The organism is Marinobacter sp. ST-43 (assembly GCF_030541085.1).
GTDB lineage: Bacteria > Pseudomonadota > Gammaproteobacteria > Pseudomonadales > Oleiphilaceae > Marinobacter > Marinobacter nauticus.
This window is the reverse complement of record NZ_JASSVO010000001.1, coordinates 593,424-618,370: the sequence shown is the minus strand read 5'-3', so window position 1 is coordinate 618,370 and position 24,947 is coordinate 593,424. Positions and strand designations below refer to the sequence as shown.

Genomic DNA, 24,947 nt, shown 5'->3' with positions numbered 1-24,947 from the left:
TGCCATCACATTTTTCGACGCTAAACCGGGCTTCAGTGCCATTTTCTGATTTTGCCCCCTGTCCCGCCGGTTACACAACGTTACAATAACCTCGATGAATCAGCTTGTCGCTCCGCTTTCAGAGGAATACCACGATGGTCAATGGATTGGTCACAATGACAGAACTGGGGCTGATTGCCCTGCTGGCACTGTTAGCCGCGCGGGTGATTACCCTGTCCCGAATGGAATCCTTCGTTCCGGCCGGTGTCGCAGGCGCCGAGCCGCAAGCCGATAATTCCAGGAGTTCCGCGCGCAGGATCGCCAGTTCGGGCAAAGAAGCGGGTCACTATAAGGGCATGACGACACCGGATCGAACTGAACTCTTCACCCAGTTGCACATTTTGGCGGGATTGCAGGAGCGGGATTGCCGGGTGAAAGGCCTGGTACTGTCAGAATCGCCAGAGGCGGTTCGTACTTATGCTGCCGCCTGGCTCTACGGTGCCAGCTGCGCCCTGAGCCCGAAACCCGTTCGCCACTCAGAGGCGCTGGCAGGTATGGTTGCGGGCATTGTCAGCCGGAAGACAGGTATTCGGCAGCCGGAGGCGCTGCAGGCCATTTCGACGCTTACCGGTAGCAGCGTTCTGATGGCCTGTTACCGTGCCGGGCTGGAAGGTGCGGAATTCTGGCAAGCAAACCATTATGTGCCCGCCAACTCGAGCCTCTACGAGGCAGTGACCAGTAACGCGTTTATTTAGTGGTTTCCAGAGTCCAGTCGCTGCCCAGGTTAACGGTCTCCCGGCAGGAATCATCGTTGGCAGGTGAGCCGGTAATTACAGGTTTGGTGAATTCGCCATCATCGGTGTAAGCCATGGACTCCACATCCACCGCCCGCACTACCCAGGACTGGCCATTGGCTGAAACCGTAGCCCGGTGGGTCAGCCCGAACACGAAGCGACAGTAATCCAGCTTGAGCTGAACGAGATCCTGCTCGGCCTTGCGGATTTTGCGCAATAGCACCTTCTGAACGCTTTCCCCGTAATCCATCACTGTTCCCTGGAAGTCATCGAAATTTGACGGGATTTAACTATTTCTCAGCCCGGAACACCAGTGCCCAGGGCACATTTTCCAATACTTTCTGGCCATCCTGCAGGTCAATGCGCCAGATCATCTCCGCACCCGTAGTGCAAAACGGAGCTGTAAAGGTTGCCTGATAGCTCAGGGGCTCCTGGCGCTCCATGGGCACCGGATATTCGCCCATATACATGGATTGCCCTCTTAATACCGCCAGAAAGCGGTCCGGCGCTTCCGGTACGGTAATCGCCAGCCGGTATTCCATGCCCTGATCGCCTTCTTCGAGCGTGCTGAGTTCCACTCGCCAGGCGCCTTCGTCGGTCTCCCAGGTGCAGGCGCGGGAAAGCAGGTCGCATTCTGGCCGTTCCTCAGCGGTGCCGGCGGTTTCCAGCCACTGTGGGCCAAACGCCAGAGCCCCAATTGCAGCCAACACTAAACCCGGAACCATGATGGTTCGTACCATACCCTGCCTCACAACCAGATCTTAAACCGGCATTATGGGGATAATTCCCGACATAGCAAAGGTTTCTAAACTGCTGCCAGCATGAGAAAATGTCCGGCTTTCTGGTCTACCATCAACAGAACAGGACACGCCCGTGCAACCGGACATATCCGTTAAGCACCTGAACAAGATCTACGAAGATGGCTTCCAGGCCCTCAAAGACGTCAACCTGGAAATCTACCCCGGCGAGATCTTCGCGCTGCTCGGCCCCAACGGTGCTGGTAAAACTACCCTGATCTCTATCATCTGCGGCATCGTCAACAAGAGCGATGGCGAGGTAAAAGCCGCCGGTCACGACATCGTAAAGCAATACCGCAAAGCCCGGGAGGCCATCGGCCTGGTACCGCAGGAGCTTAATACCGACTCCTTTGAAACCGTTTGGGATGCGGTATCCTTCAGTCGCGGTCTGTTCGGCAAGGCACCCAGGCCTGCCCATATCGAAAAGGTTCTGAAAGACCTCTCCCTCTGGGACAAGCGCAACAACCGCATCATGTCACTGTCTGGCGGTATGAAACGCCGGGTGATGATCGCCAAGGCGCTGTCCCACGAACCGCGCATTCTGTTCCTGGATGAACCTACCGCCGGAGTGGATGTCGAGCTACGGCGTGACATGTGGGAGATGGTGCGCAAACTCCGCGAGAACGGCACCACCATCATTCTGACCACCCACTACATTGAAGAAGCGGAAGAAATGGCCGACCGCATCGGCGTTATCCGCCAGGGCGAGATCATTCTCGTGGAAGACAAGAACCGCCTGATGTCCAAGCTGGGCAAGAAAGAACTTCGCCTGCAGCTTCAGCAAAAACTGGATAAGCTGCCCGGGGAACTCACCCTGGAGCCAATCGAACTTTCGGAAGACGGCTACGAGCTGATCTATACCTTCGACTCTCAGCAACAACAGGCCGGCGTGGCCCGACTGCTACGCACCCTGGGAGATCTGGACATTGAGTACCGTGATCTGCAAACCCGGGAGAGTTCCCTGGAAGAGATATTCGTGGGCCTGGTGCACGAGTAGCCACCCGCCCGAACGGTCCGCACGGAGAGAACAATGAATCTTTACGGTGTTAAAGCAATCTACAAGTTCGAGATGGCACGCATGAAACGCACGGTCATGCAAAGCGTGCTGTCGCCCGTTATCTCCACCTGCCTGTACTTTGTGGTATTCGGCTCGGCCATCGGATCCCGCATGGGCGACATCGACAACATCAGCTACGGGGCCTACATCATTCCCGGCCTGGTGATGCTGTCACTGCTGATGCAGAGCATCTCCAACGCCTCCTTCGGCATCTACATGCCGAAATTCTCCGGTACCATCTATGAAGTGCTGTCTGCGCCGGTATCCTACGTGGAAATCGTGCTGGGTTATGTGGGGGCCGCAACCACCAAGGCCGTGATATTGGGTCTGATCATTCTGGCCACCGCGAAGCTGTTCGTTGACTACTCAATACTCCATCCTTTCTGGATGTTTTCGTTCCTGGTGCTTACAGCCATGACCTTCAGCCTGTTCGGCTTCATCATCGGTATCTGGGCGGATGGCTTCGAGAAGCTGCAGATTGTGCCAATGATGATTGTGACGCCACTGGTGTTCCTGGGCGGCACCTTCTATTCCATCGAGATGCTGCCCGAGATCTGGCAAACCATCAGCCTTTTTAATCCGGTGGTGTACCTGATCAGCGGCTTCCGGTGGGCCTTCTATGGGGTTTCCGATGTGCACGTGGGCATTAGTGTAGGCATGACCATGGTATTCCTGACCATGTGTATGACCGCCGTCTGGTGGATCTTCAAAACCGGCTACCGTCTGCGTTCATGATGACTCGTTTTTTCTCCCTGCTGGTTGTGAGTACCCTGCTTGCAAGCTGTGGCTCGGCAGGGGCCAAAGATTCCGGGCACCTCCCGGTGGCCCAGGCCTGTTTCGTCACAGAGACAGCGCGACATCCAGTGGTGCTGGAAGTGGCGAGTGACAGCAAAGACCGACAGAAAGGCCTCATGGGCCGGGAAGCTCTGGCAGAAAACGCCGGCATGCTGTTCATCTACGATTATGAGAGAAGCCCGGAGCAAGGCTTCTGGATGTACCAGACCCTTCTACCGCTGGATATTGCCTTTCTGGACAACGAGGGAGTGATCGTCAGCATTCGCCAGATGCACCCTTGTGCATCATCTCGTAGCAACGATTGCCCCAGCTACCCCGCAGGCGTCTCCTACTGGCGCGCCGTGGAAATGAACGCGGGTTATTTCAACAGCCGGCAAATCGAAGCAGGAGACCGACTGGTCCGAGACCAGCCGGCCTTCTGCAACCGCTGATTACTTGTGTTGCCAGTCTGGGTCCCGCTTATCCAGAAACGCAGAAATACCCTCCCGGGCATCGTTCGCTTGCATGTTTTCCGCCATCACATTCGCCGTGTAGTCATAGGCATGGGCCAGCGGCATTTCCAGCTGCTTGTAGAACGCCTCTTTACCAATTTTCAGGGTATGCCCGGACTTTGCTGCGATGGTGGTTGCCATGCCGTACACGGTCTCATCCAGAGCTTCCGGCTCGACCGCTCGATTAATCAGCCCGATCTGTTCTGCCCGGGCCGCATCAATCAACTCACCGGTCAAGAGCATCTCCATGGCATGCTTGCGGCTGACATTGCGGGACAGAGCCACCATGGGCGTTGAACAGAAAAGGCCAATGTTCACACCTGGCGTAGCAAAACGGGCACCCTTCTCGGCCACTGCCAGGTCGCAACTGGCAACCAGCTGACAGCCTGCCGCCGTCGCTACGCCAGCAACCCGGGCAATCACCGGTTTTGGCAGGTTCACAATCTGCTGCATCACCTTGCTGCATTGCCTGAAAAGCCGCAACTGGAAATCGTGGCTGTCGAACTGCTCGCGCATTTCACGAAGATCGTGTCCGGCACAGAACACCTTGCCGGCAGCGGCAAGTACCACTACGCGCACATTACCGTCCCCGGCAATCTGCTCAAGCACCTCTGAAAGCGCTTCCAGCAGGGCCATTGAAAGATTGTTACGCCGCTCCGGCTGATTCAGGGTTACTGTGGCCACACCGTTTTCAGCGTGCAGTCGCACCAATTCATCAGATGCCGCCGTCATACAACACTCCCCTTGGTTTTTATCGGTGATTTCTTTGTGTCAGTATTCCCAACGCCGCCGTCTCTGTCGAACCGACCTTCGGCGTATGGTTGCAATGCCGCGAAACGCCCTCAGGGTAATAACATGTACCCGACACAGGAGGTGATGCATGTCTCGCTCAACGTTGCTCAAAGCCATTGTTGGTCTTGCCATTATCGTTGGCGGTATCGTCGTGATTATCAAGGATGAACCGGCCGCCCCCACCGGCGACATCAACAGCATTGAGCCCCTGCCGGAACAGGACAACCCGGATCGTTAAGCCCTGTGTATGTCCGTTTTTTTACAATGCGACTGATCAAAGATCGCTCAATCATAAAGGTGACACTCCTTTCATATTGTTAAACGGACGATTTTTAAAATCAGGCATTCCCGTTGCTGATTGTCTCTCGGAGCTCAGGGATTACACCTTCGAGCGACGGTAAACAAATGACGAAGCCCACAGGGAGTGTCACCAATGAATAAGAAACTATTGATCGCCAGCGCCGCCGTGGCCCTGTTTGCCGCAGGCTCCGCCCAGGCCGCGGTGATTCAGCTAACCGGTGTTAGCGGAATCTGGACCGCCACCAATCCCGTAAGCCCGGCCGTATCGGGTGGTGGAACCAATGAAATCCGTTGGGGAACACCGGCCATTTTCGGAGGACAGCAGAGTGGTTACCGTTTCGACGGCTCAGCGCCCCCAGCCGTCAACGTCAATGAGAACGTTGACTTCAACCTGGGTACCTTCACCCACTACAACTGGCCCATCTTCGAACCGTCACTGAATACTGCCCAACTGACCGTCGAAACCAACCTGACCATCGACGGAATGGCAGAAACCATTTACTCCGTGTTTGAGTTCGAGCATTGGGAAACCCCGAATGCGGGACCTTGCCCAAACAACTCGATTCCCGGATTGAATGCCAACGGCTGTGGAGACCGGGTCACATTCGCGCTTAACGTCGGCGCCTCTGACTCCTTCCTGATCGATGGCGTTAACTACTTTGTAGATATCTCAGGCTTTTTCTACAACGGGGCATTGGCTAGTGAATTCTGGACCAAGGAACAGAACGATAACGCTGCCACACTAAAAGGTGTGATTACCTCACGTCCGGTTTCCGTACCGGAACCCTCTACCCTCGCCTTGCTGGGCCTGGGCCTGCTGGGATTTGGTGTAAGGAAGCGGATGGCTAAGGCTGCTTGATAGCCACGCAAACGATTAGGAAATCGCGGCTGGAAACGGGCGCGGTTTCTTTAATTCGAGTTATATTAATGAAAATTACCTAACTGTGATCAGTCAATGGTTTTGTTCAAGACTTGGCATTGAAGAATGCCGACGCTGAAATGGTTAATCCCAGACTGTCCTTTCCTGACTGCCTTCAACTAACTCCGACAACACCCACATTTCCCAGCGATACCGTATGCTTGTATAACTAGGGGCCGAGATATGCCCGCCACCTTGGAATTCTGTCAATTACTGCACGAACCCCTTAAAGCAGATATCATGAAAAATTCTGAACATCTTGAAGTAAGTCCTTAACCTGTTTACTTATCCTTCTACGAAACTCAAGATCCAATTCATCAGGGGTCATACTTTCCACACCGGTTTTTTGAAAGTAGCTTACTAAAACTTCTTTCTTTTGAAGGTCAGTATATTCGTCAAAATTCGGAATGTATTTGCTCGTATATCTTTTGTGATTTATTTCATAAAACGACCGTGCAAAGCGCTTTGGATTAATAACAACATTGAATCGCCTTGCTAGCTTCATTATGAAATTATCAAGAGAATGAAGGAGTTCTTTATCGTTAATCTCAGAAAAAAAGAAGAGCCACCCCATGCATTTATTCTCAAAAATGCAACCGGTGATTCGCATATTTAGGCGCCACTCCAAGAACTTCTCGTTCCTATTCTTAGAGTATCGATATGAGGTAAAAATAGAGACAATGGACTCTCTAAGTTTCTCAATTGACCCAGATCTAACCGTAATTAAATTATTTCTAAAAGAGTAACCCAAATAGTCGAACTCATCAGTCAACTTTCCTATTCTAGATTTTTCAGGCGAAACTTTGGGGTCGTGTACTTTAAGGCCCAGACGTGAGAAGTCCGATATTATATTCGAAGTTACGCTCTCTACCTTCTCCTCTGGCGAAAAAACCAAAATATCATCTACATACCGATAGAATTTGATCCTTGAATCTCGCCGGTATTTCCGATCCAAGTCAGCCAAAAATATTGCAGCCAAAACATTAGAAATTGCCAACCCCTGCGGAATACCAGCTTTAGTCAATTTATCAGATTTAGAAGGGCGCGAAACTGTAGGAGTTTTTATAGCCTTATAAACCAAATTTCTTATTTCTTTATCTGCTATAAGATGTCTGAGTTTAATTTTAAATATACTATGCGGAACGCTTGGGTAAAAATTCTGGACGTCGAGCTTAATAAAGTGTGTATATGAGGCATCAGAACGAGCTGACTTAACATCTTTTATAACATTCTGAGGAAGCTGAAACTCGACAAGATCCTTAAAGTGATCTGTTAAAAAATCACACAAGGCTCTTAGAACTATCCTGTCGCGTATAGTAGGTATTGAAATTTCCCGAGGAACTTTCCCTGCACCCTTGCTAGCAAGTTTTTGCTTATACTTTGTAAACTCATAATTCCCGGAAAGTACTTTCCTGACAATCACGTCAATCTGATCCTTTTGGATCCCCCAAAAGTGACGTTGACTTAGATTGTCTATCCCTGTGGCACCGGAAACAATAACTCGATTATGATAGATTTTCTCTAAGTACTCTTTATCAAAATATTGATCAAATTCGGCCCTAACTGTCATAGCAAACCGATTCCAACGAAAATGCCGACTGGAAGGAGGACGTACAAAGAAAAAAGAACAACGCGGGCCAGCCGCTCCAGCCAAAACACAAGCCAAGTATATTGAGTCGGGTGTTTTGTAAGCCTTTCACGGGGCTCAGTAAGATGGGCTTCGCACAATGCAGCTCTGAAATCACTATCGGTGTGATTTTCGCAAACTTTAAGAACTTGTTGGAACTCTCTCCCAATCGATTCTATTGATTTGTGATTGGCGGTTTCCCTTCCGTCCTCACTCTCATCCTGAGTTGTTTGCGCTCCTTCCGGACAACCAGGCTTCATCCGATCAGACTCTGGATTCTGGCCTCTACTGAAACCAGGTGCTTTTTCCACGATCCTGGCCTGTATATAAATGCCGTTCAATGTTTCGTAGCACTCTTTGACTAGCGCAGCCCTCTCTTTGAAGCTAAGGCCGTTAATGAACCCCGATACAGTTAAAGTCAGAATAGAAAAAGCGATCCAGCCAACATTTACAAGAGCATCGGGCCTCTCTACTTGGAGATAGTAGATGGCAGCAAAAACAGAGAAAAAAGAGTACCAGAGAAGTAGAATTTGCGCTTGAAATGAATTCGAAAGAAGACGCTTTTCGGTTTGAATCCTGGCTTTCCTTGTCCACCAGATATTATCTGATAACGTCATGAGATCCCTATCTAAATTATAAGGTCCTAGGGTGCAGTTTTAAGTCATCATAAGGTAACGCCCGCAATACGGGCTAGCAAAGCTAGGAGTAAAACTCCTCTAGATTAGTTTCACCCACTAAGTGGACGCCTCACAGTGCAAGCACCAGAGGTGCACCCTAGGAAGCATGATCCTACTAACTAACGCTTGGGGGTGCAACAGAACTCGAACGCTCTACCAACAGTCTACAAAGGGACTTTGAGTCCATACAGCATCCCCCCCTCATAACGCTTTGTTTTATTTGGTGCCCGGAGCCGGAATCGAACCGGCACGGCCTTGCGGCCGAGAGATTTTAAGTCTCTTGTGTCTACCAATTTCACCATCCGGGCATCGGAGGGGAGATTCTTGAAGGGCGGAATTGTATAAGGGCCGGTGGCGTAACGCAATTCTGTTTCCCGGCGGCTCTTCAATACGCTTTCTATGCCGCCACCGGCTTGATCGCCCTGCCCTTGTAGATGTAACCCGCGATTTTGGGCGCTTTGGGGATGTAGAGGTTTTCCAGCTCCAGGATTTCGAAACCCGCTTCCCTGATCAGGTCCGCTATATGGCGGTTCAGGTGGCAGCCACCGGCCAGCTTGCGCCAGCCAGGTGTGATTCGATGTTGCCATTTGCGGGTGCCATCGTGGGGGGATTCGCCATGCTCCAGGAACAACAGATTGCCACCCGGCCTGAGTACGCGTTTCATTTGCTGCAGCGCGGCGTGCCAGTCAGGGATGGTGCATAGGGTGAAGGTCAGCAGCACGGTGTCCACGCTGTTGTCCTCCAGGGGTATTTTCTCCCCCGGCAGATCCAGCCACTCTACTTTTATGGGGGAACGTTGCAGGTTGGGTAGCGCTTTTCGGCGCATGCCTTCTGAGGGTTCCAGGCCGTAAACCAGCTCAACCTGGTCCTGGTTGTAGAACTCCAGATTGATGCCAGAGCCCATGCCCACTTCCAGTACCCGGCCCCGGGCCTGCGGAACCACCTGGCTGCGCAGCTTCATCACCTGGCCCATGGAACAGGCCTTGTCTATGATGTGGGGGAGAATTCGTTCCTCGTAAAAGCTCATCTGGCTCACCATAATTGTTTTATATCAAGGGGTGCGACAAACTGCCCTATCGAAATCTGCTACGATTTGCGTAGCATCGTAATCATCTGCCGGTAATAACAACATAACAAAATAAACTATGGCAGCGGCTGAACGGGTTCGCTGACCCGTTTGTTATGACTTGTGCGAGTTACCGGAGGTTCCTATGGAACTAGATCCTCTCATCCTATCGCGAATCCAGTTCGCGTTTGTGGTGTCATTTCACGCCATTTTTCCGGTGTTTACCATCGGGCTAGCCTCCTACATCGCGGTACTTGAGGGCCTCGCCTTCAAAACCCGTAATCCGGTGTGGACCAAACTGTCGAGCTTCTGGACCAAGGTCTTCGCTGTGGTCTTTGGCATGGGCGTGGTCTCGGGCATTGTGATGTCATTCCAGTTCGGTACCAACTGGAGCGCGTTCTCTCAGGCCTCGGCCAACTTCCTCGGCCCCATCCTGAGTTATGAGGTGATCACCGCATTCTTCCTGGAGGCGGCGTTCCTGGGGGTGCTGCTGTTTGGCCGCGACAAGGTACCCGCCGGCGTTCATCTGTTCGCCGCCATCATGGTCGCCACCGGCACCTTTATCTCGTCCTTCTGGATTCTCGCAGCCAACAGTTGGATGCAGACACCGGCCGGTGTCGAATTCCGTGAGGGCGTGTTCCATGTGGTCTCCTGGAGCGAGGCTATCTTCAACCCGTCCTTCCCGTATCGCTTTATGCACATGGCCCTGGCGTCCTTCCTTACCGGTGGATTTGTGGTGGCGGGTGTCAGTGCCTGGTATCTGTTGCGGGGGCGTGAGGTGGAAGCCAATCGCAAGGCACTCTCCATGTGCCTCTGGTTGCTGCTGTTCATTGCCCCGGCCCAGGCGGTTGTAGGTGACTTCCATGGACTGAATACTCTGGAACATCAGCCCACCAAAGTCGCGGCTATGGAAGGCAACTGGGAAACCTCCCGCAATGTGCCGCTGTTGCTGTTTGCCATTCCCGACCAGGAAAACCAGACCAACCATTTCGAGATTGGCATTCCCAGCCTGGCCAGCCTGATTCTTACCCACGAGTGGGATGGCGAAGTGCCGGGTCTGAATGAAGTGGCGGTCGAAGAGCAACCACCGGTGGCGATTGTGTTCTGGTCCTTCCGGATCATGGTCGGCATTGGTGTCCTGATGATTCTGTTTGCGCTCGCAGGCCTGTTTCTGCGCGCGGGTGGCCGGCTTTACAAGACCCGCTGGTATCTTCAGGGGATGCGCTTTATGAGTATCGCGCCCTTCTTTGCCGTGCTTACCGGCTGGTTTGTGACCGAGGTAGGCCGGGCACCCTGGCTGGTGTACGGCATGATGACCCAGGCCGAATCGGTAACGCCCTCGCTTACCGGCGGCATGGCGCTGTTCACGTTGATCGGCTATATCGTTGTCTATGCCCTGGTGTTCAGTGCCGGCGTGTATTACCTCATGCGGGTGCTTTACGTTGGTCTTGAAGATGCTGACGACGAAGAGCACGCCTCTGATCGCCCTGCCCGTCCGCTCTCTGCGGCCCATGTGCCGTTCGAGATTGAATCTGGCTCACACGGCGTTCATCAGGCAAAACCGGCTAACGAAGGAGGGCACTGACCATGGAACTGTTTGATCTCGCCCTCATCTGGGCATTCATTATCGGCTTCGGCATCATCATGTATGTGCTGATGGACGGCTTTGACCTGGGCGTGGGTATCCTGTTCCCGTTCGCTCCGTCGGAAGAGGACCGGGACACCATGATGAATTCGGTGGCTCCGGTCTGGGACGGCAACGAAACCTGGCTGGTGCTGGGCGGAGCCGGCCTGTTGGCCGCCTTCCCGATGGTGTATTCCATCTTCCTGCCGGCACTCTACATTGGCGTGTTCCTGCTGCTGGCAGGGCTCATCTTCCGGGGTGTGGCGTTTGAATTCCGATTCAAGGCTCGTACCTCAAGGTACCTGTGGAACTGGTCGTTTGCCGGTGGCTCTACCATTGCCGCATTCGCTCAGGGTGCTGTGGTCGGGGCTTACATCCAGGGTTTCAATACCGTGAATGGCGCCTACGTTGGCGGCGCGCTGGACTGGCTGACCCCGTTCACCGTGCTGACAGGCCTGGGGATGCTGGCCGGTTATGCCCTGCTGGGTTCTACCTGGCTGATTATGAAAACTGAAGGGCGCCTGCAAGAGTGGGCCTACCGGGTAAGTGCACCACTGCTGATTGCCGTGTTGGTGGTGTTTGGCATTATCAGCGTATGGACGCCCTTTGTTGACGACATGGTGCGGGAGCGCTGGTTCTCCAATCTGAGCGTGATCTGGATTCTGCCGGCCCTGACCCTGCTGTGTGCTTTCCAGATCTGGCGTTCGGTACGCAACCGGTTTGAAGGTATGCCATTCGTCGCCACCATGGGCCTGTTCATCACTACCTACCTCGGACTTGTGGTGAGCAAGTGGCCGTATGTGGTTCCGCCCAACTACACCCTGTGGGATGCGGCTTCCGCTTATGAGTCCCAGCTGTTCCTGCTGCTCGGCCTGCTGTTCGTCATTCCCATTGTTCTGGCCTACACCGCCTGGACCTACTGGGTATTCCGCGGCAAGGTGCGTGCAGGCGAAGGGTACCACTGAGTGGCGGATCCGGCCCGGTTAAAGGTCCGCGCCTGGCTATCGGGTCTGGCCCGCAACAGCCAGCGCTGGATCACCGCAACCGTTCTGGCCGGTGTTCTTGCCGGGCTGGCGACCATCGTACAAATGGTGTTGCTGGCCTGGCTGATTCACCGGGGTGTGATTGAAAAAACGCCGGTTTCCGAACTCACGCCCGTATTTCTGGCCCTGCTTGCGGTTCTGGTGATTCGGGCCGCAGGCCAGGGGCTGCAAACCCGCTTTGCAGCCCGCTGCAGCGAGCAGGTGCGGCGCGATGCCCGCCGGCAACTGCATCATCACTGGAAAGCCACCGGTCCGGTTAATCTGGCGGATACGTCCGCTGCGTCCCTGGCCCGCGAGTGGCTGGACCACGTGGAGGCGCTGCACGGCTATTTCGCCCGTTTTCTGCCGCAGATGACTCTGTCTGTGGTGATTCCCCTGGCCATCCTCGTTCTGGTGTTCTGGCTGGACTGGCTGGCGGGTATTTTCCTGGTGCTTTCTGCTCCGCTGATTCCGCTGTTTATGGCCCTGGTGGGCATGGGCGCAGAAAAGCTGAACCAGCAGCATTTCGAAACGGTCAGCCGGTTGTCCGGCCAGTTTCTGGATAAGGTTCGAGGGCTGACGACGCTTCAACTGTTCGGGCAAACCGAGGCGGCCAGCCGCACGCTGGAAGCCCGTTCCGACCAGTACCGCAAGATCACCATGACAACGCTGAAAGTGGCATTTTTATCGTCAGCGGTACTGGAATTCTTTGCCTCTGTGGCGATTGCGGTATTGGCCATCTATATCGGCTTCGGATTGCTGGGTTATATCGAATTTGGCCCAAGCGACGAACTCACGCTGTTCAGCGGATTGCTTATCCTGCTGCTGGCCCCGGAGTTCTTTCAGCCCTTGCGCACGCTATCCCAGCACTATCACGACCGGGCGGCCGCCCTGGGGGCCGGTGCCGAGATTCTGGCCCGGCTGGAACAGTCTGTCGACAACGCAGAGCCGATCCGGCCAGACAACAGCATTAGCAATCAAGGCATTCAGATCTCCGGGGTCACGCTCCGTTACGGCGAGGGCCCGGTCATCTTCGATAACCTGGATATCCGCATCAAGGCCGGTCAGGTGATCGCCCTTACCGGACCCTCTGGTGGAGGCAAATCGACCCTTTTGCATCTGCTGGCTGGCTTTATTCAGTCAGAGGCAGGGGCTGTGTCAGTATTCGGCGAGGCTCCGGGCAATCAGCCGTTCGGATGGCTTGGCCAGCGGGGCTTCTGGATTCAGGGCACCTGGGCCGAAAACCTTCGGCTAACCACCCCCGATGCGACGGATATTGCCATCGACTATGCATTACGACAGGTGGGCCTGGGTGAGCTGGTGGACAGCCGGGCTGACGGCATTCACAGCCGCATTGCCGAGGATGGTCTGGGGCTGTCCGGTGGTCAGGCCCGCCGTTTAAGCCTGGCCCGTATCTTCCTGGCGGACTATCCCCTGATTCTGCTGGATGAACCGACGGCCGGGCTGGATGCCACCAGCGAGGTGTTCATTCTGGAGGCCCTGCACAAACTCAGCGAATCCGGCAAAACACTGGCGTTCTCCACCCATCATCAGGCGCTGCTGACATTGGCAGACCGCGTATTGATAGTGAATGACGGCGAGGTGCGCGATGCCTGAACTGAAGCCCTGGCTGGCGCTGATTTTCCGTCGCAAAAGTCGCCTTACGGTTGGTGCCGGCTTGCTACTGGGCACCCTGCTTTCCGGTATCGGTCTGCTAGCGTTGTCTGGCTGGTTTCTGACCGAAACCGCGCTGGTTGGCCTGTTGCTGGCGGCAGGGATACAGGCCTACATCAATCTTTATGTGCCGGGCGGTGGTATCCGTTTTTTTGCGGTGTCCCGAACGGTGTTCCGGTATCTGGAACGCGTGTACAACCACAACACGGTACTGCAGCTACTCACCGATATTCGGGTGGCCCTGTTTGACCGATTGGCGGCCCGGCCACGAACAGAGCGCAGTTCCCGTTCCGGCGCGCAGTGGCTTTCCCGGCTCACAGCCGATGTCGATGCGCTGGACACGCTTTATCTCAGGCTGATTGCCCCCGCCGCCCTGGCAGCCGTGGTTACCCTGCTGCTTGCCGCAATGGCGTGGTTACTGTTTGATGGTGTTGTGGCGCTGATTCTGGTGGTGATTCTGTCGCTTTCGTTCCTCCTGTCCACCTGGCTGGTGTATCTACGAACTTACGCTGCCTCCGGACAGTTGAGCGATCAGCAGGAAAGCCTGCGAGGCGAACTGGTTGAGCATCTTGAAGGCTTTGCGGAACTTACCGCCGCTGGCCGCACGGGTAAGCACACAGCCCGGCTGATGCGTCGAAGCGTAGAACTTTCCAGGGATCAGGCCCGGATCGACAGCCGAACCGGCTGGCATCAGGCTGGCTCTCATCTGCTGATCAATGTCGCGGCGGTGGCAGCCTTGTGGCTGGGCTTCCGCCTGTTCGAGCAAGGCACTCTGAGCGGCCCGGTACTGGTTCTCCTGCCCATTGCCCTGCTGGGCCTGGCCGAAGTCTACGCCATGCTCCCGGATGCCTTTGGCAAACTGGGAGCGACTCGTGCTGCTGCGCGCCGCCTGAACTCCGACCACGGTCTGGAAAGGGCCGCGGCATCACCCGCTGGTTCTGCTGGCGAACTGCCGGAGGGCTTCTCTCTTCAGGCCTGCGATATCACCGTGGGTTACGCGGGTTATTCGCCCTTACTCAGCCACTTCACGCTGACGCTTCGCCCGGGCGACACCGTGGGTATCGTTGGCGTCTCCGGCAGTGGCAAATCCACCCTGGCAGATACCCTGGCCGGGCTGGCAGAGCCATGCCGGGGAGAACGTCATTCCCTGCCCTGCGCCTACCTCACGCAAGCGACCGTGGTGTTTGAAGACACCGTGAAAGCGAACCTTCAGTTGGCGAACCCCTACGCCGAGGACGGCGATTTGTGGCGGGTACTGGAACTGGTGGAACTGGCGGAACGCTTTGCTCAGGAAGCCGAAGGCCTGGATACCTGGCTGGGCAGTGCCGGCAACCGGTTGTCTGGCGGGGAGGCCCGGCGATTGGTACTTGCGCGGGTTTTGCTGAGCCGGGCGCCGGTGGTGATCCTGGATGAACCTTTCACCGGTGTGGACGAGGCAACCCGCACCCGGATCTCGCCCCAGATCAGCCGCTGGCTGCTGGGGCGAACCGTGGTGTGTCTCGGCCATGGGCCGGACGCCCTGCTGGCCTCCGACCGCATTCTGCACCTGGGTTGATCAGCGGGTTTCGACCACTTCAAACGTCAGACCGGCATTAGCCTGCAGGCGCTCGAGCAATTTGCCATCGAGCGCCGAGGCCGGTGTCCAGAAGCCACCTTTGACGTCCTCTTTCACATCAAAGGCCAGACACAGACCGGCTTCACCAAGCATTTTTGATGTCGAGCCGTAACCCGGGTCGCGATCGCCCGTCACCTTGGTGATCATGGTCTTGCCATCGGTGGTTTTGCCCACGAAACGCAGGTCGTAGAAACCTTTCTCCTGATCGTCCGGGCTTGGGCCCTCCCCGGGCTTGGGTACCAGCTTTTCCACCACCCAACGTGTTGGCTTGATGGCGGACGCGGTGAAGAACGCACCCAGCGCACCCACCATACCGTAAGCGGTCAGGCGGCCTTTGGTGCCCTTGCCCGTCATGATGGCTTCGTCGTAGGTGAACTCTTTGCCGTAGCGGGCACCCTGCAACGCATTGGAGCGGTGCACCACACGGGTGTTGATGGCCCCCATCACAAACGGGGCCAGCCAGGCGTTGAAGTTCTTGTCAAACTCAGCAGATTTCAGGCTGGGCTGGCGTTTCTCGGAGCGATGCTCCGGCGGGCAGATGGAGAACGGATTGGCCAGTTCCTTGCGCAACTTGGGGTCGGCTCCGGCTTCCTTGGCCACGTTGATCATGGAAGCCACCGTGCCGCCAGAAAGGCCGCCCTTGGCGACTTTCACCCTCATGCGCACGTCCTGGCAGGGTTTGCCAAAGGTTGCTTCCGATTGCTGCTGCAGGAACCAAACGCCCATATCGGAAGGAATCGAGTCAAAGCCGCAGCAATGCACAATCCGTGCACCGCTTTCTTTAGCCTTGGCCTCGTACCGCTCAATCATCCGACGGATCCATTGTACTTCACCAGTGAGGTCGCAATAGTCCGTACCTGTCTCTGCGCAGACTTTTACCAGAGTTTCGCCGAAAAGAGCGTAAGGGCCCACGGTTGAGATGACCACTCGCGTCTGGCCGCACAGATCGCGCAGCGCAGGCTCGTCTGCTGCATCCGCCAGAATTACCGGTAGTGATGCGGCGCCTGCCCCCAGATCCGACTTGAGCTGGTTCAGCTTTCCTTCGGAGCGGCCGGCAATGGCCCATTTGACCTCCTTGTCTGCACCATAGTTTTCCAGAAGGTAGCGAGCCAGAATCTGGCCGACAAAACTGGTGGCACCGAACACGACAAGGTCATAGTTCGCAGCGGTGGTGTCTGTCATGGTCTGTCCTTGTTCAAACGAATGTATGAATGGATGGTAACAGGTTTATTCTGTGGTGCTACTTTCCCGTGAACTCGTGAACCGGCGTCGGGCCGGCCAATCGTTTGTCCTGTGGACTGCGGCACACTCTGCCCAGTCATTGAAGGAGGAGAGCCCCTTTGAGCGTCTTTCTGATTATTATCAGCCTGTTTCTTCTGGCTTTCAGCGCCCTGCTGGTCTGGCAAGTGCTTGAGCAGCGAAAGATGATCAAGCAAATGCTGGAAAGCGAGGATATCAGCGACACACATCAGGATCCTGAGCTGGTGCTTACGTTACGGGTACGGGATCCGATCGCCTTGGCCAAACGCGAATCCCGCACCGGACGGGTGCTGGCCGACCGCCTACCAGTAATGACCCGGAAAATGGTCTATCAGGAAGTGATGAAAGAGCTGGAGCGGGAGCTGGACGAGCGGGACATTGAGGTAGATATGCACATTGAGTATCGCTAGTACAAGAGCAACAGGAGCCCTGCCATGCTGTTACTGATCGTTAGCCTGATGTGTCTGGCCGGCAGCGCAATACTGTCGTTCGCTGCATTCCGGCTGTCCAATGGTAACCGGCGCGACCTGAGAATCCTGAATGCCCATCGAATAGGTGCCCTGAGCGCTATTCAGAAAAGCCGGATGGACCTGATGGAGGTTCGCAACCGCGCCCGGTTGCTGGAAGAAACGGTGTCCGGCGGCGCGACCGCAGTCGAGAAAGTCCACAAAGCCATCGCCAACACCACGTTTGGCCTGATTGACCTGTTTTCCCGGGACGATGAGTTCCGGGACAGCGCCCGCCGGATAAAGCAATCCCACCACCAGAAGAGCGAGCAGGTGTACAAAGCGGTGAGAACCTCTAACCGGGCACTGCATATCCTTGCCGATACGCTGATTATCGGCAAAGCGGAAAAGCGCATTGTCTCAAAAACAAAGAAGGCGCCCTGAGGCGCCTTCTTTTATTGAAACTTCAGAAAGTTACAGTACTTTCTTCAGTTCCTCTTCCAGCTGCGGAACTGCTTCGAACAGGTCTGCAACCAGGCCGTAGTCGGCCACCTGGAAGATCGGGGCTTCTTCGTCCTTGTTGATCGCAACGATCACCTTGGAATCAGACATACCCGCCAGGTGCTGGATGGCACCGGAGATACCAACCGCAACGTACAGCTGCGGAGCAACAATCTTACCGGTCTGACCAACCTGCATGTCGTTCGGCACGAAGCCGGCGTCAACGGCGGCACGGGAAGCACCAACCGCAGCGCCCAGCAGATCAGCAACCTGCTCCAGCATCTTGAAGTTGTCGCCGTTCTGCATGCCACGGCCACCGGAGATAACGATACCGGCAGAGGCGAGGTCCGGACGATCAGACTGGGCTTTCTCTTCACCAACGAAGGAAGACAGGCCGGCGTCTTTTACCACGTCCAGCTGCTCAACAGAGGCAGAACCACCTTCAGCGGCTACCGGGTCGAAGGCGGTCGGACGAACCGTCACAACCTTGATGCTGTCGCTTGCCTTGACGGTCGCGATGGCGTTACCAGCGTAGATCGGACGCACGAAGGTGTCTTCGGATTCAACGCGGATAATGTCAGAAACCTGGGCAACGTCCAGCAGCGCAGCAACGCGCGGCATGAAGTCTTTACCGGTGGTACCGGCAGAAGTCAGGATGTGGCTGTAGCCCTTGCCTACTTCAGCAACCAGCTCGCCCAGGTTCTCACCCAGGAAATGACCGTACGCGGCGTTGTCTGCAACCAGTACCTTGTTCACGCCTTCTGCCTTGGCAGCGGCTTCAGCGACGGCGCCTACGTTCTCACCGGCAACCAGCACGTCGATGTCGCCACCGATGGCCTTGGCAGCCGCTACAACGTTCAGAGTAGCCTGTTTCAGGCTGCTGTTGTCGTGTTCAGCAATTACCAGGATGCTCATTTAGATCACCTTCGCTTCGTTCTTCAGTTTATCCACCAGCTCAGCTACGTCAGCCACCTTGATACCAGCCTGGCGTGCAGCCGGGGCTTCGACTTTCAGGGTGGACAGGCGAGCGGCAACGTCAACGCCCAGGTCAGCCGGAGACATGGAGTCCAGCGGCTTTTTCTTGGCTTTCATGATGTTCGGCAGAGAAGCGTAGCGCGGCTCGTTCAGACGCAGGTCTGTGGTAACAACCGCCGGCAGGTTCAGAGCAACTGTCATCAGACCGCCGTCTACTTCGCGGGTTACGTTAACCTTGTCACCGTCAACAACCACTTCAGAGGCGAAGGTGCCCTGGCCCATGCCAGTCAGAGCAGCCAGCATCTGGCCAGTCTGGTTGTTGTCGGAATCGATGGACTGCTTGCCAAGAATAACCAGCTTGGGCTCTTCTTTCTCAACAACAGCCTTCAGCAGCTTGGCCGCTTCGAGGGACTGAACTTCTTCGTCAGTCTCGATGTGGATACCGCGGTCAGCACCCAGAGCCAGGGCAGTACGGATCTGCTCCTGAGAAGCCTTCGGGCCAATGGATACAACAACGATTTCACTGGCAACGCCCTTCTCTTTCAGACGAACCGCTTCTTCAACTGCGATTTCGCAGAACGGGTTCATTGCCATCTTGACGTTGGCGAGATCAACGCCGGTGTTGTCCGGCTTGACGCGCACCTTCACGTTGTAGTCGATAACTCGTTTTACAGCGACCAGAACCTTCATAGATTCCTCGTTCTTCTACGATGGGTTTAATGAGTCTTCACAGTCAAAGGACCGGGTTGACCCGACCTGACAATGAGACGATACTAAAAATCGACTCAAAACACACGATATTTCGGTGTATACGTACAATGCCAAAGGTTAGTGCAGATTTCAAACAAACGTTTGTTTGATTCTTCAAATGCGTTATCCTTTCGGGACAAATAGCCGTTTTGAGCGGTTTTGGGCTGTCGTCCATACGCATTTTTACCGGTATGATGGCGCCCCTGATGAGGCCTGCGGGCAAACAATATCCATTAAAAGCTGTTTGAGGAGACCAACGTGGAACGCGAATCGATGGAATTTGATGTTCTGATCGTCGGCGGCGGCCCTGCGGGCCTGTCGGCAGCCTGCCGCGTCATGCAACTGGCGCAGGAAGCCGGCGAAGAACTAACCGTTTGTGTGGTTGAAAAAGGTTCTGAGATCGGCGCGCACATCCTCGCCGGCACCGTATTCGAGCCCACGGCCCTGAACGAACTCTTCCCGGACTGGAAAGAGAAAGGCGCCCCCCTGAACACCCCGGTTACCCGGGATGACATTTTCCTGCTGAAGAATCAGGAAAAGGCCACCAAAGTACCCAATGCCTTTGTGCCCAAGAACATGCACAACCACGGCAACTACATCATCAGCCTGGGCAACCTGTGCCGCTGGCTGGCTGAGCAGGCCGAACAGCTGGGTGTTGAAGTGTATCCGGGCTTTGCCGCTTCAGAAACCATCGTTGAAGATGGTCAGGTAAAAGGCATTATCACCGGTGATATGGGCGTTGCCCGTGACGGTTCCGAGAAAGACGGCTATATGCCGGGTATGGAACTGCGCGCCAAGTACACACTGTTTACTGAGGGCTGTCGTGGTCATCTGGGCAAACGCCTGATCAATGACTTCAAGCTGGACGAAGGCAAGGATCCGCAACACTACGGCATCGGCATCAAAGAGCTGTGGGACATCGACCCGGCCAAACACGAGCCCGGCCTGGTTGTTCACACCACTGGCTGGCCGCTGAATGAATCCGGCTCTACCGGCGGCTCTTTCCTGTATCACCTGGAAAACGGTCAGGTTTATGTTGGTCTGATCACCGATCTTTCCTACAGCAACCCGCACCTGAGCCCGTTCGAGGAGTTCCAGCGTCTCAAGTACCATCCGGAAATCAAGAAGTATCTGGAAGGCGGCAAGCGTGTTGCCTACGGCGCCCGTGCGATCGCCAAGGGTGGCTACAACGCCCTGCCCAAGATGAGCTTCCCGGGCGGCCTGCTGCTGGGTTGTGATGCCGGCACCCTGAACAGCTCCAAGATCAAAGGTTCCCACACCGCCATGAAATCCGGCCTGTTGGGCGCTGAAGCCGTATTCGAGGCCCTGAAGGAAGGTAAATCCGGTGAGGAAATCACCAGCTTCCAGAAGCGTTTCGAAGACAGCTGGCTGTACAAGGAGCTATACGCCGAGCGTAACTTTGGCCCGGCCATGCACAAGTTCGGCAATATCGTCGGCGGTGCCATCGCATTCTTCGAGCAAAACATTCTGCGCGGCAGCCTGCCTATCACCTTCCACGACACGACTCCGGACTACGCCACTCTGAAGCCGGCGTCTGAGTGCAAGAAGATCGACTATCCGAAGCCGGATAACAAGCTGACGTTTGACCGTCTGTCCTCGGTGTTCATTTCCAACACCAACCATGAGGAAGATCAGCCGGTTCACCTGAAGCTGACCGACCCGGAAATTCCGCTGAAAGAAAACCTGCCGAAGTACGACGAGCCAGCGCAGCGTTACTGCCCGGCCGGCGTATACGAAGTGGTTGAGAAAGACGATGGCAGCGGCAAGAAGTTCCAGATCAACGCCCAGAACTGTGTTCACTGCAAGACCTGTGACATCAAGGATCCTGCCCAGAACATCACCTGGGTAACGCCGGAAGGCGGCGGTGGTCCGAACTACCCGAACATGTGATCCACGATCACTGTTTCAGAAAACCGGGGCTTGCCCCGGTTTTTTTATGCTCGCAGATTATTCCGGCCATAAAAAAACGGCCCCCGAAGGTGCCGTTTTCTGATCAACCATCAGAAGGCATATCAGTGCACGTGGCCGTGCTCTTGCTCTTCGTCGGTTGCTTCGCGGGTTTCTACCACTTCAACGTCGAAGTGCAGAGTCTGGCCCGCCAGCGGGTGGTTGGCATCGATGGTAACGGTTTCGTCGCCAACTTCTACCACGCGAACGACCTGGGGGCCGCCCGGAGTCTGTGCCTGGAACTGCATGCCTGGCTCGATGGTGTCTACGCCCTCGAAAGCAGAGCGCGGAACCGGCTGGATGAGCTCTTCGTTTACTTCACCGTAGCCTTCAGCTGGCTCTACGGAAACTTTAACCTGGTCGCCAGCGTTCTTCTCGGTCAGCGCACTTTCCAGTCCGCCGATGATGTTCTGTGCACCTTCCAGATACGCCAGTGGCTCACGGCCTTCTACGCGGGAGGAATCGAGTTGCTCTCCCTGGTCGTTAGTGAGCGTGTAATGGATGGTGACAACACGAGGTTGGGCCATGTGATCTCCTTGCGTGTCGCAATGACTGTGTATTTAGATTGTAGGCAATCGAAAGTGATCGTGAACAGCCAGACTGCACAGAGGGACTAACGACCACCGGGCCTCGTTAGAGAGCCAGGCTCGATAACAAGAAAGAAACCACAGTTTAACAAGTGACAGACTGCGTTTTCTACCTTATTCATTGGGGTGGTCAGGCGCTTTTCAACCGTCCTGCCCGATTTCCCAGAATTTTCCGTGACTAAGCACCCCGTACACGGTTTTTCCCGCCGCTTCCGTTTCCTCGGCCAGCTCGGCGAGGTCATAGAACGCCGAGGTAACCAGCCGGGCTTCAACGCCGTGGCGCACCTGAATAACTGGCCGAGGTTCGCCAGTCTCGGAGTAGGAACCCACATGTAACGGGTGCTGCTCACCAATCTCCAGGGTTTCGTCCATGTTGGTGGCCAGGGTGATAACCTGCTCTGCGCCCTCGCCTTTCACCTCCAGACCATGGGCCAGCAGTGGTGCGTCCTCAACCTGGATACGCCATTTCTCGACCGGCGTAACCAGGTAGTACTCGCCATCGCTTTCCCGCCTGAGAATGGTAGAGAACAGCTTTACCGTGGCCTCCCGGGCGATGGGCTCACCTTTGAAGACCCACTGGCCATCGCGGGTGATCACCAGATCCATATCGCCGGAAAGTTCGGGGTGCCATTTATCCAGCGGTGGCAGATCCCTGCTCTTGCCAGCGTCCTCGAGGGATTTGGCAATGTCATCGGGTGTCCGGTTCATCGTTTTCTCCCTGATCAGAGCCCACGCATCCATTCTTCCCGCAAAGGCACGGCGCCGGGCTGGGTAATGGCCATGTTTACCTGCTGCAGCAGGCGATCTTTATCGCGGCCCAATGTACCTTTGAGCACGAGGTAATTGGAGGCGTGATCGCTGCGGAAAATAGTGTTATCCAGTTCCAGGTGTTCCAGGAACAAACGTATTTCCTCGAACAGGGCCTGCTGGCCCAGGGGCACGAAATCTGCCCCGAAGCCCTCGCGGAATCGCTCTTCACCCTGCGGGAAGCTGACCACAAGGGTCGACAGGTAATCGGGCTGGGTTTCATTGCAGAGTGCGGCGGTGTTAATGGCATGCTGCCATGACAGAGCTTCACCACCCAGACCATTGAGCACCATCACCGAGCTCACCAGGCCCGCTTCCCGGATCTTCACCAGGGCCGACCGGGTGGATTCCCAGGTTTCACCTTTGTTAACGCGCCGAAGAATCTCGTCGTCGCCGGATTCCATGCCCACATAGAGGATTTTCAGGCCGGCTTCCCGGAGCTGCGCCAACTCTTCAACCGATTTTTTCGCCAGGTTTCGTGGCAGGCAGTAGCTGGAAACGCGTTCCAGGCCGGGAAAAGCTCGCTTCAAGTCAGCGATTATTTCCAGCAAGCGCCGGGTGGGCAGCACCATGGCATCTCCATCGGCCAGGAAAACCCGGCGCACGTCGCCAAATGCCGCTGCTGCTTTCTCGATGTCTGCCCTGATGTCTTCGGGCTTTCGAGCCCGGAATTTCTTCTGGGGCTGAGTATACATCTCACAGAAGGTGCACTGGTTCCAGGAACAGCCATTAGTCACCGGCAGAATCAGCGATTTGGCCTCGCTGGGCGGCCGGAAGACCGGCTCAATGTAATCAATGGGAAAACTGTACATAGGTTCGTTCAGTATCAGAAATGAGTGATGTACTGATGAGATCAGGGCAGAAACTGGGCTTTCAAGTCGGCGCAGCCTGGCCCCACTACAGGCATATCCAGCAGTACAGCCTGAGACGTCATAAAGGGAATGCCCTGCCGATGGCCATCCACCAACAGAGTGGAGAAGCTGCCCACAAATGGCATGTGGGAAACCAGCATCAATGGTGAAACCTGGTTGTCCAGAAGCTCATCCAGACAACGGCCAGGGTCGTCATCGGGTGTGATAAAGGCTTTTTCCTGGACCGGGCAATTCAGCACTTCCGCCACAATCGCGGCGGTTTGCCGGGCCCGAACATAGGGGCTGGACCAGATCTGGGCGGGACGCCACGGGGAAGAGGCAATTTGGGCCGCCACGGCTGCCACGCCGCGGCGACCCGCCTCGGTCAGCTCACGCTCCTGATCCAGCGAATGCCAGCCGGCCTCACCATGGCGCATAACAATCAGATGCACGTGCCTCTCCTTCCGGATGACAATCCCGGGTCACTGGGTAATGGTGCGCGGCAGAATGAACTCCACATCAGAGTTCTGCACGGCCATCATCAGGCTGTTGATCACCGCATTGATGGAAGCGCTTTCATAGAGAATCTCGTAAAGCCCCCGTACCAAAGGCATGTAGATGCCAATAGCCTCAGATTTTTCCCGTACCAGTTTCAGGGTATAGATACCTTCGGCCACCTGCCCCAACTCCTGCACGGCTTCTTCCAGCTTCTGGCCCTTGCCAATGGCATAACCAACCCGGAAATTCCGGCTTTTGCAGGAGGTACAGGTGGCAATCAGGTCACCAACACCCGCAAGGCCCATAAAGGTCATCGGGTTGGCGCCAAGGCTAACCGCGAAACGGCTCATTTCGGCCAGGCCACGGGTAATCAGCATGGCTTTCGCGTTCTCGCCCATGTTCAGGGCCGATGCCAGGCCGGCAACAATGGCGTAGATATTCTTGAGTGCGCCGGCCAGTTCCACACCGTAGACATCAACATTGGCGTAAACCCGAAAGTATTCGCAGCCCAGCAGTTCCTGCACTGTGCGGCGCACATCCGGGTCTTTTGCTGCGATCACGGTGGCGGTCAGTTCCCGGTTGACGATCTCGCCAGCCAGGTTCGGCCCGCTCAGAACACCGGAGCGACACCTGGGAAGCTCCTCCAGCAGGATTTCGCTCATCAATTTAAAACCGTGCTCTTCGATGCCTTTGGTCAGGCTGACGACGATCTGGCCATCGCGGAATTCGCTGCTGTGTTCGCGAATGACCGACCGAAACGCTTTCGATGGGATCGCAACCAGCACAATCTCCGCTTTGCGCACCGCATCGGCCAGGTCTGTTGTCGGCTGAATGTCACCCTCAAGGGTAACGGCGGGCATATACCGGCGGTTAATGCGGGTGCTGCGTATTTCCTCTGCCTGTGCTTCATCGCGCATCCAGAAATGCACAACGTGGCCATTCTCGCCCAGTACTTTTGCCATGGCAGTACCGAAACTGCCGCCACCAAGTACTGCCACATCGTAGGAATTCGCCCCGTGATTACCGGGCGTCGGGTTATCAGGCATAAACGTTCCGTTCTGTTTCTGTCAGGGCC

The 24,947-nt window shown here is 55.6% G+C and carries 27 protein-coding genes and 1 tRNA gene; 13 read left to right on the top strand and 15 right to left on the bottom strand.

Annotated elements, in window-relative coordinates; translation table 11 throughout:
* Nucleotides 1-134: 134 nt before the first annotated feature.
* On the top strand, nt 135-734 hold the full coding sequence (locus QPL98_RS02920; protein WP_141066953.1) for a hypothetical protein: 600 nt from the start codon (nt 135-137) through the stop codon (nt 732-734).
* Here QPL98_RS02920 and QPL98_RS02915 read toward each other — a convergent pair.
* Nucleotides 727-1,023, bottom strand: coding sequence for a hypothetical protein (locus QPL98_RS02915; RefSeq protein WP_041654698.1), 297 nt, complete (start codon nt 1,021-1,023; stop codon nt 727-729). The two genes, QPL98_RS02920 and QPL98_RS02915, sit on opposite strands and share 8 nt — an antisense overlap.
* 40 nt (nt 1,024-1,063) lie before the next feature.
* On the bottom strand, nt 1,064-1,483 hold the full coding sequence (locus QPL98_RS02910; protein WP_278350618.1) for a hypothetical protein: 420 nt from the start codon (nt 1,481-1,483) through the stop codon (nt 1,064-1,066).
* A gap of 163 nt (nt 1,484-1,646) precedes the next feature.
* Here QPL98_RS02910 and QPL98_RS02905 point away from each other — a divergent pair, with 163 nt between their 5' ends.
* The 3 genes from QPL98_RS02905 to QPL98_RS02895 are packed head-to-tail and all read left to right on the top strand — an operon-like array spanning nt 1,647 to nt 3,853.
* Complete coding sequence (locus tag QPL98_RS02905; RefSeq protein WP_023010274.1) at nt 1,647-2,567, top strand: ABC transporter ATP-binding protein; 921 nt, start codon at nt 1,647-1,649, stop codon at nt 2,565-2,567.
* Between the two features lie 33 nt (nt 2,568-2,600).
* The gene (locus QPL98_RS02900; protein WP_011784940.1) at nt 2,601-3,362 is read left to right on the top strand and encodes an ABC transporter permease; all 762 of its coding nucleotides are present in this window, start codon (nt 2,601-2,603) and stop codon (nt 3,360-3,362) included.
* Complete coding sequence (locus QPL98_RS02895) at nt 3,359-3,853, top strand: DUF192 domain-containing protein (protein WP_011784941.1); 495 nt, start codon at nt 3,359-3,361, stop codon at nt 3,851-3,853. Before QPL98_RS02900 ends, QPL98_RS02895 begins: the two co-directional genes overlap by 4 nt.
* On the opposite strand, the gene QPL98_RS02890 is transcribed toward QPL98_RS02895, so the two are convergent.
* Nucleotides 3,854-4,645, bottom strand: a complete 792-nt coding sequence (locus QPL98_RS02890) for an enoyl-CoA hydratase (RefSeq protein ID WP_303292656.1) — start codon at nt 4,643-4,645, stop codon at nt 3,854-3,856.
* Between the two features lie 148 nt (nt 4,646-4,793).
* Here QPL98_RS02890 and QPL98_RS02885 point away from each other — a divergent pair, with 148 nt between their 5' ends.
* Entirely contained in the window at nt 4,794-4,943 is a 150-nt protein-coding gene (locus QPL98_RS02885) for a hypothetical protein (RefSeq protein WP_303292655.1), read from the top strand.
* A gap of 195 nt (nt 4,944-5,138) precedes the next feature.
* Nucleotides 5,139-5,864, top strand: a complete 726-nt coding sequence (locus tag QPL98_RS02880; RefSeq protein WP_153740050.1) for a THxN family PEP-CTERM protein — start codon at nt 5,139-5,141, stop codon at nt 5,862-5,864.
* A 298-nt stretch (nt 5,865-6,162) separates the two neighbouring features.
* On the opposite strand, the gene QPL98_RS02875 is transcribed toward QPL98_RS02880, so the two are convergent.
* The 4 genes from QPL98_RS02875 to QPL98_RS02860 all read right to left on the bottom strand — a co-directional run bounded on the left by QPL98_RS02875 (nt 6,163) and on the right by QPL98_RS02860 (nt 9,255).
* On the bottom strand, nt 6,163-7,494 hold the full coding sequence (locus QPL98_RS02875) for a reverse transcriptase domain-containing protein (protein WP_153739878.1): 1,332 nt from the start codon (nt 7,492-7,494) through the stop codon (nt 6,163-6,165).
* Entirely contained in the window at nt 7,491-8,168 is a 678-nt protein-coding gene (locus tag QPL98_RS02870) for an SLATT domain-containing protein (RefSeq protein WP_153739879.1), read from the bottom strand. Before QPL98_RS02870 ends, QPL98_RS02875 begins: the two co-directional genes overlap by 4 nt.
* Nucleotides 8,169-8,449: 281 nt before the next feature.
* A tRNA-Leu gene (locus QPL98_RS02865) sits at nt 8,450-8,536 on the bottom strand.
* Nucleotides 8,537-8,625: 89 nt separating this feature from the next.
* Nucleotides 8,626-9,255 (bottom strand): class I SAM-dependent methyltransferase, encoded by a 630-nt coding sequence (locus QPL98_RS02860; RefSeq protein ID WP_014421449.1) that lies wholly within the window; start codon nt 9,253-9,255, stop codon nt 8,626-8,628.
* 184 nt (nt 9,256-9,439) lie between these two features.
* Between QPL98_RS02860 and QPL98_RS02855 the strand changes: the two genes are divergently transcribed.
* Genes QPL98_RS02855 through cydC form a run of 4 tightly spaced genes read left to right on the top strand, consistent with a single transcriptional unit; the run spans nt 9,440 to nt 15,169 of the window.
* Nucleotides 9,440-10,879, top strand: coding sequence for a cytochrome ubiquinol oxidase subunit I (locus QPL98_RS02855; protein ID WP_153739880.1), 1,440 nt, complete (start codon nt 9,440-9,442; stop codon nt 10,877-10,879).
* A gap of 2 nt (nt 10,880-10,881) precedes the next feature.
* Nucleotides 10,882-11,883, top strand: coding sequence for a cytochrome d ubiquinol oxidase subunit II (cydB, locus tag QPL98_RS02850; protein WP_014421447.1), 1,002 nt, complete (start codon nt 10,882-10,884; stop codon nt 11,881-11,883).
* Complete coding sequence (gene cydD / locus QPL98_RS02845; protein ID WP_153739881.1) at nt 11,884-13,557, top strand: thiol reductant ABC exporter subunit CydD; 1,674 nt, start codon at nt 11,884-11,886, stop codon at nt 13,555-13,557. It begins immediately after the preceding gene.
* Nucleotides 13,550-15,169: a thiol reductant ABC exporter subunit CydC gene (gene cydC, locus QPL98_RS02840; RefSeq protein WP_153739882.1), complete on the top strand. Its 1,620-nt coding sequence runs from the start codon at nt 13,550-13,552 to the stop codon at nt 15,167-15,169. Before cydD ends, cydC begins: the two co-directional genes overlap by 8 nt.
* Here cydC and QPL98_RS02835 read toward each other — a convergent pair whose 3' ends face one another.
* Nucleotides 15,170-16,411, bottom strand: a complete 1,242-nt coding sequence (locus tag QPL98_RS02835) for a trans-acting enoyl reductase family protein (protein ID WP_153739883.1) — start codon at nt 16,409-16,411, stop codon at nt 15,170-15,172. It lies immediately after the preceding gene.
* Between the two features lie 158 nt (nt 16,412-16,569).
* On the opposite strand from QPL98_RS02835, the gene QPL98_RS02830 reads away from it, so the two are divergent.
* Nucleotides 16,570-16,899, top strand: coding sequence for a hypothetical protein (locus QPL98_RS02830; RefSeq protein ID WP_011784955.1), 330 nt, complete (start codon nt 16,570-16,572; stop codon nt 16,897-16,899).
* Between the two features lie 24 nt (nt 16,900-16,923).
* Complete coding sequence (locus QPL98_RS02825; protein ID WP_153739884.1) at nt 16,924-17,379, top strand: hypothetical protein; 456 nt, start codon at nt 16,924-16,926, stop codon at nt 17,377-17,379.
* A 30-nt stretch (nt 17,380-17,409) separates the two neighbouring features.
* On the opposite strand, the gene QPL98_RS02820 is transcribed toward QPL98_RS02825, so the two are convergent.
* Nucleotides 17,410-18,351: an electron transfer flavoprotein subunit alpha/FixB family protein gene (locus QPL98_RS02820; protein WP_153739885.1), complete on the bottom strand. Its 942-nt coding sequence runs from the start codon at nt 18,349-18,351 to the stop codon at nt 17,410-17,412.
* The gene (locus QPL98_RS02815) at nt 18,352-19,101 is read right to left on the bottom strand and encodes an electron transfer flavoprotein subunit beta/FixA family protein (protein ID WP_011784958.1); all 750 of its coding nucleotides are present in this window, start codon (nt 19,099-19,101) and stop codon (nt 18,352-18,354) included. It lies immediately after the preceding gene.
* Between the two features lie 318 nt (nt 19,102-19,419).
* Between QPL98_RS02815 and QPL98_RS02810 the strand changes: the two genes are divergently transcribed.
* On the top strand, nt 19,420-21,072 hold the full coding sequence (locus QPL98_RS02810) for an electron transfer flavoprotein-ubiquinone oxidoreductase (RefSeq protein ID WP_022991232.1): 1,653 nt from the start codon (nt 19,420-19,422) through the stop codon (nt 21,070-21,072).
* A 122-nt stretch (nt 21,073-21,194) separates the two neighbouring features.
* Here the strand turns inward: QPL98_RS02810 and QPL98_RS02805 are convergent, their stop codons facing one another.
* From QPL98_RS02805 to QPL98_RS02785, 5 genes are all read right to left on the bottom strand, one after another.
* Nucleotides 21,195-21,656, bottom strand: coding sequence for a peptidylprolyl isomerase (locus QPL98_RS02805; RefSeq protein ID WP_011784960.1), 462 nt, complete (start codon nt 21,654-21,656; stop codon nt 21,195-21,197).
* 201 nt (nt 21,657-21,857) lie between these two features.
* On the bottom strand, nt 21,858-22,424 hold the full coding sequence (locus tag QPL98_RS02800; protein ID WP_153739886.1) for a DUF1285 domain-containing protein: 567 nt from the start codon (nt 22,422-22,424) through the stop codon (nt 21,858-21,860).
* Between the two features lie 14 nt (nt 22,425-22,438).
* Entirely contained in the window at nt 22,439-23,335 is an 897-nt protein-coding gene (locus QPL98_RS02795; RefSeq protein ID WP_153739887.1) for a radical SAM protein, read from the bottom strand.
* A 41-nt stretch (nt 23,336-23,376) separates the two neighbouring features.
* A complete protein-coding gene (locus QPL98_RS02790) occupies nt 23,377-23,826 on the bottom strand; it encodes a histidine phosphatase family protein (RefSeq protein WP_022991229.1) in 450 nt (149 codons plus the stop codon).
* Between the two features lie 30 nt (nt 23,827-23,856).
* Complete coding sequence (locus QPL98_RS02785) at nt 23,857-24,918, bottom strand: NAD(P)H-dependent glycerol-3-phosphate dehydrogenase (RefSeq protein WP_303292640.1); 1,062 nt, start codon at nt 24,916-24,918, stop codon at nt 23,857-23,859.
* Nucleotides 24,919-24,947: the final 29 nt, after the last annotated feature.

Coding starts and splice junctions, on each gene's coding strand:
- QPL98_RS02900 (WP_011784940.1), top strand. CDS start 2,601: ATGAATCTTTACGGTGTTAAAGCAATCTACAAGTTCGAGATGGCACGC.
- QPL98_RS02815 (WP_011784958.1), bottom strand. CDS start 19,101: ATGAAGGTTCTGGTCGCTGTAAAACGAGTTATCGACTACAACGTGAAG.
- cydC (WP_153739882.1), top strand. CDS start 13,550: ATGCCTGAACTGAAGCCCTGGCTGGCGCTGATTTTCCGTCGCAAAAGT.
- QPL98_RS02895 (WP_011784941.1), top strand. CDS start 3,359: ATGATGACTCGTTTTTTCTCCCTGCTGGTTGTGAGTACCCTGCTTGCA.
- QPL98_RS02920 (WP_141066953.1), top strand. CDS start 135: ATGGTCAATGGATTGGTCACAATGACAGAACTGGGGCTGATTGCCCTG.
- QPL98_RS02820 (WP_153739885.1), bottom strand. CDS start 18,351: ATGAGCATCCTGGTAATTGCTGAACACGACAACAGCAGCCTGAAACAG.
- QPL98_RS02890 (WP_303292656.1), bottom strand. CDS start 4,645: ATGACGGCGGCATCTGATGAATTGGTGCGACTGCACGCTGAAAACGGT.
- QPL98_RS02795 (WP_153739887.1), bottom strand. CDS start 23,335: ATGTACAGTTTTCCCATTGATTACATTGAGCCGGTCTTCCGGCCGCCC.
- cydB (WP_014421447.1), top strand. CDS start 10,882: ATGGAACTGTTTGATCTCGCCCTCATCTGGGCATTCATTATCGGCTTC.
- QPL98_RS02825 (WP_153739884.1), top strand. CDS start 16,924: ATGCTGTTACTGATCGTTAGCCTGATGTGTCTGGCCGGCAGCGCAATA.
- QPL98_RS02800 (WP_153739886.1), bottom strand. CDS start 22,424: ATGAACCGGACACCCGATGACATTGCCAAATCCCTCGAGGACGCTGGC.
- QPL98_RS02915 (WP_041654698.1), bottom strand. CDS start 1,023: ATGGATTACGGGGAAAGCGTTCAGAAGGTGCTATTGCGCAAAATCCGC.
- QPL98_RS02860 (WP_014421449.1), bottom strand. CDS start 9,255: ATGAGCTTTTACGAGGAACGAATTCTCCCCCACATCATAGACAAGGCC.
- QPL98_RS02885 (WP_303292655.1), top strand. CDS start 4,794: ATGTCTCGCTCAACGTTGCTCAAAGCCATTGTTGGTCTTGCCATTATC.
- QPL98_RS02785 (WP_303292640.1), bottom strand. CDS start 24,918: ATGCCTGATAACCCGACGCCCGGTAATCACGGGGCGAATTCCTACGAT.
- QPL98_RS02855 (WP_153739880.1), top strand. CDS start 9,440: ATGGAACTAGATCCTCTCATCCTATCGCGAATCCAGTTCGCGTTTGTG.
- QPL98_RS02875 (WP_153739878.1), bottom strand. CDS start 7,494: ATGACAGTTAGGGCCGAATTTGATCAATATTTTGATAAAGAGTACTTA.
- QPL98_RS02870 (WP_153739879.1), bottom strand. CDS start 8,168: ATGACGTTATCAGATAATATCTGGTGGACAAGGAAAGCCAGGATTCAA.
- QPL98_RS02880 (WP_153740050.1), top strand. CDS start 5,139: ATGAATAAGAAACTATTGATCGCCAGCGCCGCCGTGGCCCTGTTTGCC.
- QPL98_RS02835 (WP_153739883.1), bottom strand. CDS start 16,411: ATGACAGACACCACCGCTGCGAACTATGACCTTGTCGTGTTCGGTGCC.
- QPL98_RS02805 (WP_011784960.1), bottom strand. CDS start 21,656: ATGGCCCAACCTCGTGTTGTCACCATCCATTACACGCTCACTAACGAC.